This window comes from Stenotrophomonas sp. BIGb0135 (assembly GCF_024810105.1).
In the GTDB taxonomy this organism is placed as follows: Bacteria; Pseudomonadota; Gammaproteobacteria; order Xanthomonadales; family Xanthomonadaceae; genus Stenotrophomonas; species Stenotrophomonas maltophilia_AB.
The window spans coordinates 511,998-525,251 of sequence record NZ_JANUDX010000003.1; the positions used below are offsets into that span (position 1 = coordinate 511,998).

At 67.8% G+C, this 13,254-nt stretch carries 10 protein-coding genes; 3 read left to right on the plus strand and 7 right to left on the minus strand.

Features of this window, described 5'->3' with window-relative positions; translation table 11 throughout:
- Nucleotides 1-2: 2 nt before the first annotated feature.
- The 3 genes from M2421_RS09965 to rluD are packed head-to-tail and all read right to left on the minus strand — an operon-like array spanning nucleotide 3 to nucleotide 2,201.
- On the minus strand, nucleotides 3-422 hold the full coding sequence (locus tag M2421_RS09965; RefSeq protein WP_259206408.1) for a thiol-disulfide oxidoreductase DCC family protein: 420 nt from the start codon (nucleotides 420-422) through the stop codon (nucleotides 3-5).
- A gap of 4 nt (nucleotides 423-426) precedes the next feature.
- Entirely contained in the window at nucleotides 427-1,209 is a 783-nt protein-coding gene (gene pgeF / locus M2421_RS09970; protein WP_259206411.1) for a peptidoglycan editing factor PgeF, read from the minus strand.
- The gene (rluD, locus tag M2421_RS09975) at nucleotides 1,206-2,201 is read right to left on the minus strand and encodes a 23S rRNA pseudouridine(1911/1915/1917) synthase RluD (protein WP_259206412.1); all 996 of its coding nucleotides are present in this window, start codon (nucleotides 2,199-2,201) and stop codon (nucleotides 1,206-1,208) included. The genes pgeF and rluD overlap by 4 nt, the downstream gene beginning before the upstream one ends.
- A gap of 116 nt (nucleotides 2,202-2,317) precedes the next feature.
- Between rluD and M2421_RS09980 the strand changes: the two genes are divergently transcribed.
- A complete protein-coding gene (locus tag M2421_RS09980) occupies nucleotides 2,318-3,202 on the plus strand; it encodes an outer membrane protein assembly factor BamD (RefSeq protein ID WP_259206413.1) in 885 nt (294 codons plus the stop codon).
- A 629-nt stretch (nucleotides 3,203-3,831) separates the two neighbouring features.
- On the opposite strand, the gene M2421_RS09985 is transcribed toward M2421_RS09980, so the two are convergent.
- The 4 genes from M2421_RS09985 to sucC form a co-directional block, all read right to left on the minus strand.
- The gene (locus M2421_RS09985; RefSeq protein ID WP_259206414.1) at nucleotides 3,832-5,466 is read right to left on the minus strand and encodes an NAD+ synthase; all 1,635 of its coding nucleotides are present in this window, start codon (nucleotides 5,464-5,466) and stop codon (nucleotides 3,832-3,834) included.
- Between the two features lie 99 nt (nucleotides 5,467-5,565).
- Nucleotides 5,566-7,485: an acyltransferase family protein gene (locus tag M2421_RS09990; RefSeq protein ID WP_259206415.1), complete on the minus strand. Its 1,920-nt coding sequence runs from the start codon at nucleotides 7,483-7,485 to the stop codon at nucleotides 5,566-5,568.
- 81 nt (nucleotides 7,486-7,566) lie between these two features.
- Nucleotides 7,567-8,442 carry a succinate--CoA ligase subunit alpha gene (gene sucD, locus M2421_RS09995; protein WP_128097080.1) on the minus strand — a complete coding sequence of 292 codons (876 nt, stop codon included), beginning with the start codon at nucleotides 8,440-8,442 and terminating at the stop codon, nucleotides 7,567-7,569.
- Between the two features lie 175 nt (nucleotides 8,443-8,617).
- The gene (sucC, locus tag M2421_RS10000; RefSeq protein WP_259206417.1) at nucleotides 8,618-9,787 is read right to left on the minus strand and encodes an ADP-forming succinate--CoA ligase subunit beta; all 1,170 of its coding nucleotides are present in this window, start codon (nucleotides 9,785-9,787) and stop codon (nucleotides 8,618-8,620) included.
- Between the two features lie 352 nt (nucleotides 9,788-10,139).
- Between sucC and M2421_RS10005 the strand changes: the two genes are divergently transcribed.
- Together M2421_RS10005 and M2421_RS10010 are read left to right on the plus strand one after the other, a co-directional pair.
- On the plus strand, nucleotides 10,140-11,753 hold the full coding sequence (locus M2421_RS10005; protein ID WP_259206526.1) for a HAMP domain-containing sensor histidine kinase: 1,614 nt from the start codon (nucleotides 10,140-10,142) through the stop codon (nucleotides 11,751-11,753).
- Nucleotides 11,754-11,826: 73 nt separating this feature from the next.
- The gene (locus M2421_RS10010) at nucleotides 11,827-13,209 is read left to right on the plus strand and encodes a sigma-54 dependent transcriptional regulator (protein WP_259206418.1); all 1,383 of its coding nucleotides are present in this window, start codon (nucleotides 11,827-11,829) and stop codon (nucleotides 13,207-13,209) included.
- Nucleotides 13,210-13,254 lie beyond the last annotated feature (45 nt).

A 13,254-nucleotide genomic window follows, 5' to 3' on the forward strand; every position in this document is an offset into this window, starting at 1 on the left:
GGTCAATCCAGGAAGCGGGTCGCCTGCGCGGGTGTCGGCAGATAGCAACTGTCATGCCGCCCGAACCAGCGGTAGCGGTTGCGCGCCAGCACGCGGTAGGCACCATCGCGCCACACCCGTGGCAGCACCCTTAGCACCATGACCATCCGCCACGCGCCGCCCAGCCCGCCCACCACCCGCATGATCGCATCGGTATCGGTCCAGGCCCTGCCCTGCTCGAGCAGCAGGAACGACAGCGGATCCTCCGGATCCAAACCGTGCTGCTCCAGCAGCGCACGTCCGTGCGTGCCCTGCATCGCCGCGAAGCGATAGCGCCCGCGATGGTCGAAACGCAGCAGGAAACGAACCCAGCGGCTGCACAACGCGCACACGCCGTCGAACACGATCACCGCACCCTCGGCACGCGCGTCGTCGCCGTTCATGCGCTCAGGGCGCCATCCACGCCAGCGTCGCCATGCGTCCGGTACGCCGGTCGCGCCGGTGCGAATAGAAACGCTGCGGCTCGGCGATGCTGCACAGCTGACCGCCACTGATCTGCGCAGGATCGATCCCGACGCCGTGCAGTCGTCGCCGCGCCAGCGCATACAGATCAACCTTCCAGTGACCGGCGCGGGTGGCGACAAAGGCTGCCTGCGCACCCGCATCGCGATCAACGAACGCGGCGAACACGTCCTCGCCCACCTCGTAGTGGGCCGGTCCGGCAGCCGGGCCCAACCACGCCTGCACCTGCGCGGGCGGCGTGTGCATGGCCGCCACGGTCGCTTCCAGCATGCCGTCGGCCAGGCCGCGCCACCCGGCGTGGGCCGCGGCGACTTCAGTGCCGTCGCGGGCAGCGAACACCACCGGCAGGCAATCGGCGGTGAGGATGGCCAGCACCACGCCCGGCACCGAGGTCACCGATGCATCGGCGGTCGGCTCCACGTCCACGCCCTGGGCGCTGGGGGGCGCATCGAACCGCAGCACCGTGGTGCCGTGCACCTGGCGCAGCCAATGGGGCGCCGATGGCAGTGCCAGCCCGGCCTGCAACAGGTCGCGATTGCGCTGCACCTGCACCGGGTCGTCGCCATCCACCGCGTAACGGTTGCCCATGTTGAACTGGTCGAACGGCGGCAACGAGCCACCTGCGCCGTGCCGCAGCGTGGTGCAGGCCCGCACCCGGGGCGGTGCAGGCCAATCGGCCACCAGCAGGGGAAGCGACGCGTGCATCAACGGCGACCGCGTTCCAGTTCGGCGAAGCGCTTGCTGTCCTCGCGCAGTGCCTGCATCAGCGCCAGCATGTCGGCCGGCGGCGGCGCGCTGTTGGTGATCGTTTCACCGGTGATCGGGTGCACGAACTCCAGCGTTTCGGCGTGCAGCGCCTGGCGCTTGAAACCACGCAACTGGGCGACCAGTTCATCGCTGGCGCCCTTGGGCAGCTTCAGGGCGCCGCCGTACAGCTGGTCGCCGATGATCGGATGGCGCAGGTGCGCCATGTGCACGCGGATCTGGTGGGTACGCCCGGTTTCCAGGCGGCACTCCAGCGCGGTGTGCGCGCGGAAGCGCTCGCGCAGGCGGTAATGGGTGATCGCATCCTTGCCGTCTTCGCGCACCGCCATGCGCACGCGGTCGCGCGGGTGGCGGTCGATCGCCGCATCGGCGGTGCCGCCGGAGACCAGCGCGCCCACCACGATGGCCAGGTACTGGCGGTGCACCTGGCGCGCGGACAGCTGCTCCACCAGTGCGGTCTGCGCCTGGATGGTCCGCGCGATCACCATGACGCCGCTGGTGTCCTTGTCCAGCCGGTGCACGATGCCCGCGCGCGGCAGCACCGACAGCGACGGGTCGCGGAACAGCAGCGCGTTGACCAGGGTGCCGGTGGGGTTGCCGGCGCCGGGATGGACCACCAGGCCGACCGGCTTGTTGATCACGAACACGTGCTCGTCCTCGTACAGCACCTCCAGCGGGATGTCCTCCGGCTCGGCATGGGTCTGGGTGTCGAGCACGACATGCAGGCTGGCCACCTCGCCGCCGCGCACCGGGTCGCGCCCGCGGACCTGCTCGCCGTCCAGCAGGACGTCGCCGGACTTGATCCACTCGGTCAGCTTGGATCGGGAAAATTCAGGGAACAGCTCGGCCAGCACGGCATCGAAACGCCGTCCAGCGGCGGTATCGGGCACCACGGCCTGGCGGGGGGATTCGGATTCAGAAGCGTTATCGGACATGGGGAAAGCACCGCAAGGAGACAAATTTGGGGTCCGGGCGACCAGTTTCAGTCGCGGGACAGGCCACTAGGCTATCATCGACCCTTCGTATTCCAGCCGCGTCCCGCCCTGACCCCATGATCCGACGCTCTTCTTTGCTGTCCGCGCCCGTCCGCACCGCCGCCCTGCTGCTGGTCCTGGCCCTCGTCGCCACTGGCTGCCACCGCGGCACCAAGGGCGATAATCCGGATGAAGGCCAGCCGGTCGAACAGATCTACGAGAAGAGCCACCGCCTGATGGAAGGCGGCAACTGGAGCGGGGCCGAGGCCAGCTTCCGGCGCCTGATCGCCCAGTACCCGTATGGTCCGTACACCGAGCAGGCGATGATCGAGACCGCCTACGCCCAGTACAAGGCCGGCAAGCACGATGACGCGGTGTCCAGCGTGGACCGCTTCATCCGTACCTACCCGACCCACCGCAATATCGCCTACCTGTACTACCTGCGTGGCCTGGCCAACGGCAACCGCAACACGGTGTTCCTGCGCCGGGTGTGGTCGCTGGACCCGAGCCGCCGCGACCTGTCCACCCCGCGCCAGGCCTACGCCGACTTCAACATCGTCGTGGACCGCTACCCGAACAGCCGTTACGCCGCCGATGCCCGCAAGCGCATGCTCGAGCTGCGCGACGTGTTCGCCCAGCACGAGCTGGACAATGCCCTGTACTACCTGCGCCGCCAGGCCTGGGTGTCGGCCGCCGGCCGCGCCAACTACCTGCTGGAGACCTACCCGCAGAGCGCCTACCAGTACGACGCGGTCGCCGCCCTGGGCGAGGCTTACACCCACCTGGGCAACAAGACCCTGGCCGACGACGCCCGCCGCGTGCTGGAGCTGAACCAGCCGCAGCACCCGTGGCTGGCCGGCAACTGGCCGAAGTACCCCTGGATGATCCGCAAGCTGAACCCGTTCGCCGGCGAGAAGTCCGCCAGTACCGGTCAGCGCAACGCGACGCTGGAACGCAAGTAAGACCCCGGTCGAGCCTGCCGTCCTGCACGAACAAGGGTCCCGCGAGGGGCCCTTTTTCGTGGCCGATCAGCAGGCCCGGGAGGCCAGGCATCGCACGAAACCGGCCCAGTCGTGCACGGGGTGGCGTCCTTGCCAGGCCGCTGGCCGCGCAGGCTTCAGCGCTCGCAGCGGGCCCGTCCGGGCCCGCCGCAGAGCCTGCATGACCTCGCGTATTCCGGCCCCCTGCCGCGTCGTGGCCAGCCTGCCTGCGCCGGGGCTGCCCCGGCGCCTCGTCGGCCGCCACATCAGCCCTTCTCGCACCACACTGGTCTCGGAGGCCTACTCGCAGGACACGGCCGCGGCCATCCTCGCCGCCCCAGCGTCGCCAGCGCGCTCAGCGGCCCGGCGCCGGGCCTTCACGTCGCGGTGGGCACCGGCACGCCGGCGCGGGTCCACCTCACCCCGCGTGGCCTGGGACCCGGCTCCCGTCGCGCCGCTCGGCGCCGCGGCGAACGCCCCCCCCTGGGCTACCTGACTAGCGGCCTGATCCAAGGCCGAGCCGCGCATCTACGGCCGGCTGACCGGCTCTGGGCCGCGGACGCCTTGCGACGGCCGCCAGGGGGGATAGCGGGCGCCTGCCCGCCATCGACTCAGCCCTTGTAGCCGTTGCTGATCGGATAGCGGCGCTCGCGCCCGAACGCACGCCGCGACACCTTCGGTCCCGGCGCGGCCTGGTGGCGCTTCCACTCGCTGGTGCGCACCAGGCGCAGCACCCGGTCCACCACCTCGGGGGCATACCCGGCGGCCACGATCTCCTCGCGCGACTGCTCCTGGTCCACGTAGCGGTACAGGATGCCGTCCAGCACGTCGTAGGCCGGCAGCGAATCCTGGTCGGTCTGGTTGGCGCGCAGCTCGGCCGACGGCGGGCGGCTGATCACCGCCGGCGGGATCACCGGCGCGCCGCCTACCGTGTTGCGCCACTTGGACAGGCCGAACACCTCGGTCTTGTACAGGTCCTTCAGCGGCGCGTATCCACCGCACATGTCGCCGTAGATGGTGGCGTAGCCGACCGCGTATTCACTCTTGTTGCCGGTGGTCAGCAGCAGCCCGCCGAACTTGTTGGACAGCGCCATCAGGATCACCCCGCGGCTGCGCGACTGCAGGTTTTCTTCGGTGACATCGGCCGCCTGGCCCTCGAACATCGGGCCGAGCGCGGCCATCAAGCCCTCGAACACCGGTTCGATCGACACCGCCTCCAGTTTCACCCCCAGCGCGCGGCACTGCTCGGCGGCCAGGTCGTTGGACATGTCGGCGGTGTAGCGCGACGGCAGGCGCACCGCCGTCACGTTGTCCGCGCCCAGCGCATCGACCGCCATCGCCAGCACCAGCGCCGAGTCGATCCCGCCGGACAGGCCCAACCAGACCTTCCTGAAGCCGTTCTTGCGGCAGTAGTCCTGGATGCCGCGCGTCACCGCGCGCCAGGCCAGCGCATCCATGCTTTCATCGCCGTCATCGATCCACTCGCGCGGCAGGAAGCGGCGCGTTTCGGCGTCGTAGTCCACCACCAGCCATTGGTCGGTGAAGGCGGCCGCGGCCGGGTGCACGGTGCCGTCGCCGTCTGCCACCACCGAGGCGCCGTCGAACACCAGCGCGTCCTGGCCACCGACCACGTTGAGGTAGGCGATCGCCGCGCCGCTTTCGCGGGTACGCTCGGCCAACAGGGCGTCGCGCTGGGCGTGCTTGCCGCGCTCGTAGGGCGAGGCATTGGGCACCAGAACCAGCTGCGCACCGTCGCGCACGGTGTCGGCCAGCGGCTCGGCGAACCACAGGTCCTCGCAGATCAACACGCCCACCGGCACGCCCTTCAGCGCAAACACGCAGCTGCCGCCGTCCGGGTCCACGTCGAAGTACCGGCGCTCGTCGAACACCGCATAGTTGGGCAGTTCGCGCTTGCGGTAGGTATGTTCCACCTTGCCATCGCGCAGCACGCTGGCCGCGTTGTACACCACCGCGCCGGCCGCCTGCGGCCAGCCGACCACGGCGGCGATGCCGGTCGTGGCGGCGGCGATGCGCTTGAGCGCCAGCTCGCAGTCGTAAAGGAAACCGGGGCGCAGCAGCAGGTCCTCCGGCGGGTAACCGCTGATCGCCAGTTCCGGGAACACCACCAGCTCGGCACCGTACTCGTCGCGCGCCTCGGCGATCATCGCGATGATGTTGTCGGTGTTCTGCGCCACCGCGCCCACCGGGAAATCAAACTGCGCCATCGCGATGCGGATCGAAGCCATGAACGTCCAGCCTGTGAGGATACTGGCGCCATTCTAGGCGTTCCGTCTGATCAGGACAGAGGGTCACCCGCCTTGGCACCTCGCCAACGCGCCCGGCCTTCACCTCCCCAACGCCTGGAACTCAGGCTGCGAGGCCAGTTCAGGCGCGAGCCTGCGGACGTAGGTGGCATTCAGATGCTGGCCATCCCGATAAATCAGCGCTCCACCGTCCTCCGCCCGACACCGCCCTCCCGGGCAGACCGCATCGCTGAGATCGAGGACCCGCACACCGCGTGCGCCCCGCGCGGCGACCTGCAGACGTTGGACGATCACCCGATCCCTGACCGAGTCGAGGTCGACACTGCATCGCGACTGACGTTCAGCGTCGGTCCATTGCCCCACCCGCGATGTCGCGCACCGTGGGCCATCGAACGGCAACAACGGCGTGGGCGCGAGAATGAGGGTTCTGCCAGCCATCCCATGCAGTCGCGTCAGCAGACTGCGCGTGCCGGTCTCCCATTCCTGCGGTGAAAATGGATAGTCCGCGGTAGACCCGAGGATAAGCAGGTCGGCCGGATGCTGGCGAAGATAGGCAATGACACCGTCGCGCCACCGTTCGCACTCGACGAAGCGGCGATTGATCCTCTGATAGATGAAGGGGTGGTCCACCATCGGGCACGATGACTTGGTCAGGACGACCAGGTGCCACTGCCCGCGCCGGGCAATGTCCTCCAACGCTGGAGACCACTGGGCGGCAACGCTGTCGCCCACCAGCATTACCGTGGGGCGATGTTCGCCGGGTGGGTCCACCAGCGTACAGGGAACCACCCGATCGGCGCGAAACCATTCATCGCAGTCACGTCGTTGATACAGCGCCGGCATGGCGATCGTCCGAAGCAGCGGATGCGGCGCCGCCGTTCCGGCAGGCTGTTGCACCGCTGCCGCGTGCGACCACCCCAGGCCTGCGAATGCCAGCACGACTGCACCGCCCAACCCGGCGAGCACCCAGCGCCGGCCATCCCCGATGGGAAGTGCCAGCGCCGGTCGTTCCACCAGGTGCCACGTCGCCCAGGCGACGCAGAGCGATACCAGAGCCGATATCAACCCCACTTCCACGGACTTGCCAAAGCAGGATGCGGAAAGAACCAGCAACGGCCAATGCCAGAGGTACCAACTGTAGGAGATGCGGCCAAGAAAACGTACTGAAGGATGCTCCAGCCACGTAACCGACGTGCCACGATCACCCTGCAGCAGGAGGAGCGCGGTGCCCACGACGGGGACGGCGGCCCATGCACCCGGGTACACGATGCGATCCGGCGCGAACAGAACGGCTGCGACCAGCAGCATCAGCACGCCCACCATGCGTGCCGCACGCGATGGCCCCGATCGCAGGCGTATCGCGCCGAACGTCAAACACATCGCGCCGCCTGCGGCCAGTTGCCACAGCCTGAAGGGCGTCTGGTAATAGGCCTGCCAGGAGGCCACCTGCGTTGCCACCATGCCGAGCAGGTAGCCGCCGATGGCGACTGTCCAGCACGCTATCGCGAGCCCCGTCCTCCCCCGCCAACGCCATGCGCCCCATAACAGCCATGGCCAGACCAGATAGAACTGTTCTTCGACACCCAGCGACCAGGTATGCAGGAACAGGCTTGCCGAAGCACCCGGCGAGAAGTAATCGAATTCTGCCGAGGCAAAGTAGATGTTGGATGACCACAACGCCGCCCATCGCCCGCTGTCGGCCTGCAGGCCCCACGCAGCCGCTGGCAGCAGCCATATCGCGGCCAGGCCGGACACCGTGACCATCAACGCGAACGCAGGCAGCAATCGGCGCACGCGCCGCGCATAGAAGACCCACAGGTCGATCCGGCCGTCCTGCTTCAGTTGCCCAGCCAGCAAGCCGGTGATCAAGTAGCCCGAAATGACGAAGAAGACATCTACACCGACGAAGCCGCCCGGAAGCTGGGCCACTCCCGCGTGGGCCAGGACGACCAACAGGACCGCAAGCCCGCGCAGTCCTTCGATATCGCGTCGAAAGATCACCTGATCCCCATCAATGGCCTTCTCCCACAAAAAAGGCCCGCACACGTGCGGGCCTTCGATGCTATCGCAGGGCAGGTCGAATTACTTGACCAGCTTGGCGATGGCCGCGCCCAGGTCGCCCGGCGAACGGACGGTGACAACGCCAGCGGCTTCCATCGCCGCGAACTTGCCTTCGGCAGTGCCCTTGCCGCCCGATGCGATCGCACCGGCGTGGCCCATGCGCTTGCCGGCCGGCGCCGAGGCGCCCGCGATGAAACCGACGACCGGCTTCTTCACGTGGTTCTTGATGTACTCCGCACCGGCTTCTTCAGCGTCGCCGCCGATTTCGCCGACCATGATGATGCCCAGGGTCTGCGGATCTTCGTTGAACAGCTTCAGGCAGTCGACGAAGTTCAGGCCGTTGATCGGGTCGCCGCCGATGCCGATGCAGGTCGACTGACCCAGGCCGACTTCGGTGGTCTGCTTGACCGCTTCATAGGTCAGCGTGCCCGAACGCGACACGATGCCGATCTTGCCCGGCATGTGGATGTGGCCCGGCATGATGCCGATCTTGCACTCGCCCGGGGTGATCACGCCGGGGCAGTTCGGACCGACCAGCACGGTGTCCGGATGCGCACGGGTCAGCACGTTCTTGACGCGCAGCATGTCCAGCACCGGGATGCCTTCGGTGATGCACACGATGACCTTGATACCGGCAGCCGCGGCTTCCAGGATCGCATCGGCCGCGTACGGCGGCGGCACGTAGATGACCGACGCGTCAGCACCGGTGGCCGACACGGCGTCGGCAACGGTGTTGAAGACCGGCAGATCGATGTGGGTGGTGCCGCCCTTGCCGGGGGTCACGCCGCCAACAACCTGGGTGCCGTACTCGATCATCTGAGTGGCGTGGAAGGTACCCTGCTGGCCGGTGAAGCCCTGCACGATCACCTTGGTGTTCTTGTTGATCAAAACGGACATGTCTTGAAGTCCTTCGTAAATTATTTAGGCCGGCGTCGGAGGAGGAGCCATCGACCAGGTCGATGTCCGTACCGCACGCCACCAGAAGCCCCGTCACGCCGCGTTGCGGAGTGCCAGCCCCCTTGACTCGAGGGGGCACGTCAGGCTTCTGCCGGCGATCCGATGCCGTGGAAAATTAGGCGGCGTTCTTGACAGCTTCGACGACCTTCTTGGCACCGTCGTTGATGTTGTCGGCCGGGATGATGGCCATGCCGCTGTCGCGCAGCAGCTGCTTGCCTTCTTCCACGTTGGTGCCTTCCAGGCGCACCACGACCGGAACCTTGACGCCCACTTCCTTGACCGCGGCGATGATGCCCTCGGCAATCATGTCGCAGCGGACGATGCCGCCGAAGATGTTGACGAAGATGCCTTCGACCTTGTCCGAGGACAGGATCAGCTTGAAGGCTTCGATGACGCGCTGCTTGTTGGCACCGCCGCCCACGTCCAGGAAGTTCGCCGGCTCGCCGCCGTTGAGCTTGATGACGTCCATGGTGGCCATGGCCAGGCCGGCGCCGTTGACCATGCAGCCGATGTTGCCGTCCATGGTGACGTAATTGATGTCCAGCTCCGAAGCGGTCACTTCGGTTTCGTCTTCCTGGGTCTTGTCGCGCATGGCGACCAGGGCCTTCTGACGGAACGCGGCGTTGTCGTCGCTGTCGAACTTGCCGTCCAGCGCGTACAGGTTGCCGTCGTCCAGGATGGCCAGCGGGTTGATTTCAACCAGGGCCAGGTCCTTTTCGTTGAACAGGCGGTACAGGTTCACCATGATGCTGGCGAACTGGCCGGCCTGCTTGGCGGTCAGGCCCAGCTTGAAGCCGAAATCACGGCCGTGGTAACCCTGCACGCCTTCGACGAAGTCGACGTTGAGCGAGTGGATCAACTCCGGGGTTTCAGCAGCGACCTGCTCGATTTCCACGCCGCCTTCCGAGGAGGCGATGTAGGTGATGGTCTTGGTGCCGCGGTCGACCAGTACCGACAGGTACAGTTCCTTGACGATCTCGCCAGCGGTGGTCACCAGCACCAGGTTGACCGGCAGTTCCACGCCGGCGGTCTGGTAGGTGGCCATCTTGGTGCCGAGCATCTTGGCCGCAGCGGCCTTCACATCGTCGGTGGTCTTGCAGAACTTGACGCCGCCAGCCTTGCCGCGGCCGCCCGCGTGGATCTGCGCCTTGACCATCCAGGGGCCCTGGCCCAGGGAGTTGGCCGCTGCAACTGCTTCATCCGGGGTCGCCGCGACCTTGCCGGCCGGAACGGGAATGCCGTACTCGGCAAGCAGTTGTTTTGACTGGTATTCGTGGAAATTCATGCGTCACCGTGGGAATAGGAACGACCGCACGCATCTCCAGGGCTCCCTCACGGGGCGCCGGTACGGACCGCGGCGGGCCCACTATTGTGGACGAGCCGGCGCGCAGGCGCAAAGACGTGCGACGCCCCGCCCGGCACCCGGCGGTTTTTCGCGGTCATTCAGGCAGTTGCGGCACCGGCCTGGGTGGGCCACTGGCCGGGTGGCGGGTCAAATGCGCGATGCCCGGCCTTCCGGCCGCCCCGTCGGCAGTGCGGCTTGCCTATACTGGACCTTCAACGGAGCGGGCCCGGGCCGTTGAAGGCAGCCGAGCATGGCCCGCCTCCACCAGGGCAGCCAGAAGGGGAGTTCCGGCGTGTCACCCAGTGCTTCATTGATCGACCGCATCGAATCGATACCGAGGCGGGAGCTGTACTTTTTCGCCCTCTACCGGGTACTGATCGCCGCGGTGATCGCCGCCCTGCTGTTCAGCCCGCTGAGCGCACTGGTCGGTGCCGCCGACCACCCACGCCTGGCCGCCTGGGTCAGCGGCGCCTATCTGGTGCTGTCGCTGCTGATCCTGGCCGTGGGCCGCAACGAACGCTGGCTGCGCCCGATCGTGGTCGGTGGCGTGGCCGTGGACATCATCGCCGCCACCCTGCTGGCGCATGCCCTGCCCGGCGCCAGCGCGGGCATCTCGATGTCGCTGCTGTTCAACGTCGCCGCTGCCGCCACCCTGCTGCCGCTGACGCTCGGCATGGGCATCGCCCTCACTGCCAGCGCGGCCACCGCCGGGGAATACGTGTGGAAGCTGGTCGAGGGCGGCGACCCCACCCGCACCCTGGCCGAATTGGCCATGTTCATCACCAGCTACCTGGCCCTGGCCTTCGTCAGCTACCAGGTCGGCAACCGCGCCCGTCGCAACCAGCAACTGGCCAACCAGCGCGGCGACGAGGTCGCCAACCTGTTCGAGATCAACGAACTGATCATCCGGCGCATGCGCACCGGGGTGCTGGTGGTCGATGGTGCCAACCGCATCACCCTGGCCAACGAGGCAGCCTCCACCCTGATCGGCGATGGCGAGGGCAACGGCGGCAGCGGGCAGCTGGAACTGGGCAGTGCCGCCCCGGACCTGAGCCGGCGCCTGCAGCGCTGGCGCAATGGCTGGACCAACGAGGAAACCCCGCTGCAGCTGTCCCCCGACCAGCCCGAAGTGCAGCCCCGGTTCGCCCGCCTGCTGGCCGGCAGCGACCTGACCCTGGTGTTCCTGGACGACTCCAGCGTGGTCTCGCGGCGCGCCGAATCGTTGACCCTGTCGGCGATGGGACGCTTTTCGGCCAGCCTGGCCCACGAGATCCGCAACCCGCTGGCGGCGATCAACTACGCCGCCCAGTTGCTGGAGGAATCCACCGGCATCGGCGATACCGACCGCCGCCTGCTGCAGATCATCCACCAGCAGTGCCAGCGCACCAACGGCATCGTCGAAAGCGTGCTCGGCCTGGCCCGGCGCGAGCGCGCCAACCCGGAGAACCTGGACCTGGCGGCCTTCGTGCGGCGCTTCGTGCTGGAGTACAAGCAGGGCCTGAGCCTGGAAACCGACAGCGTCGAGCCGATCATCACCGAGACCTCGGTGCATGCCCTGATCGACCCGCGCCACCTCCACCAGATCCTCACCGTGCTGGTGCACAACGCACTCAAGTACGGCCGGATCGGGCAGGAACCGGCGCGGGTGCGGCTGCGCGTGGCGCGCCAGGAGCGCGCTGCGGTCATCGACGTCATGGACCGGGGGCCTGGCATCCCCGAGACGGTTGCCAGCCAGCTGTTCCGCCCGTTCTTCACCACCTCCGAGCACGGCACCGGGCTGGGCCTGTATATCGCCCGCGAGCTGTGCCGGGCCAACCAGGCCAACCTGGAGTACGTGTCGGTGCCCGCCGGCGGCGCCTGCTTCCGGCTGGTCCTGTCCGGCCCGCATACGATGCTGCCGCAATGAACCGGGGCACGCCCCCATCGCCCACCGTCAAACATTTGTCGGATTCAACCGCCCTCGGCTATCTTTCCCCCATATGAACGAAAACCGCAGCGCCCTCGTCGTCGACGACGAACGTGACATCCGCGAACTGCTGGTACTGACCCTGGGCCGCATGGGCCTGCGCATCAGCACCGCAGCCAATCTCGCCGAAGCCCGCGAGCTGCTGGCCAGCAACCCGTACGACCTGTGCATCACCGACATGCGACTGCCCGACGGCAACGGCATCGAGCTGGTCACCGAGATCGCCCAGCACTACCCACGCACGCCGGTGGCGATGATCACCGCCTTCGGCAGCATGGACCTGGCCGTGGAGGCGCTGAAGGCCGGCGCCTTCGATTTCGTCAGCAAGCCGGTCGACATCGCCGTGCTGCGCGGGCTGGTCAAGCACGCCCTGGAGCTCAACAACAGCGAACGGGTGGTCCCGCCCGCCTTGGCGAGCGAGCAGGCCGCGCGCCTGCTCGGGGACTCGCCGGCGATGGATGGCCTGCGCAGCACGATCGCCAAGGTCTCGCGCAGCCAGGCCCCGGTCTACATCCTCGGGGAATCCGGCGTTGGCAAGGAGCTGGTCGCACGCACCATCCATGCGCAGAGCGCGCGTACCGCCGGCCCGTTCGTGCCGGTCAACTGCGGTGCGATTCCGTCCGAATTGATGGAAAGCGAGTTCTTCGGGCACAAGAAGGGCAGCTTCAGCGGCGCCCACGCCGACAAGCCCGGCCTGTTCCAGGCCGCGCACGGCGGCACCCTGTTCCTGGACGAGGTCGCCGAACTGCCCCTGCAGATGCAGGTGAAGCTGCTGCGGGCGATCCAGGAAAAATCGATCCGTCCGGTCGGCTCGGCCACCGAGGTGCCGGTCGACGTCCGCATCCTCTCGGCCACGCACAAGGACCTGGGCGAGTTGGTCGAGGACGGCCGTTTCCGCCACGACCTTTACTACCGCATCAATGTGATCGAACTGCGCGTGCCACCCCTGCGCGAACGCCGCAGCGACCTGCCGCAGCTGGCCGCATCGATCCTGGCGCGGCTGGCCCGCACCCACGAACGCGCCACCCCGCTGCTGGCGCCCTCGGCGCTGGATGCCCTGGCCCAGTACCACTTCCCGGGCAACGTGCGCGAGCTGGAGAACATCCTCGAGCGCGCCCTGGCCCTGGCCGAGGCGGACAGCATCGGCGCCAGCGACCTGCGCCTGCCGCAGCCGGGCAGCGCGCGCCACGGCGGTGCCGCCGCCGTGCAGGAAGAAGCGGTGGTCGACCTGCCGGCGGGCAACGGTGCCCTGCCCTCCTATATCGAGCAGATGGAGCGCACCGCGATCCAGAAGGCCCTGGAGGAGAACCGCTGGAACAAGACGCGGACAGCAGCGCAGCTGGGGATTACGTTCCGGGCGCTGCGCTACAAGCTGAAAAAGCTCGGGATGGATTGAGGGGTCACCCTTTCCGCCAGCGCCACGCCCTGCAGGGCTGCACCA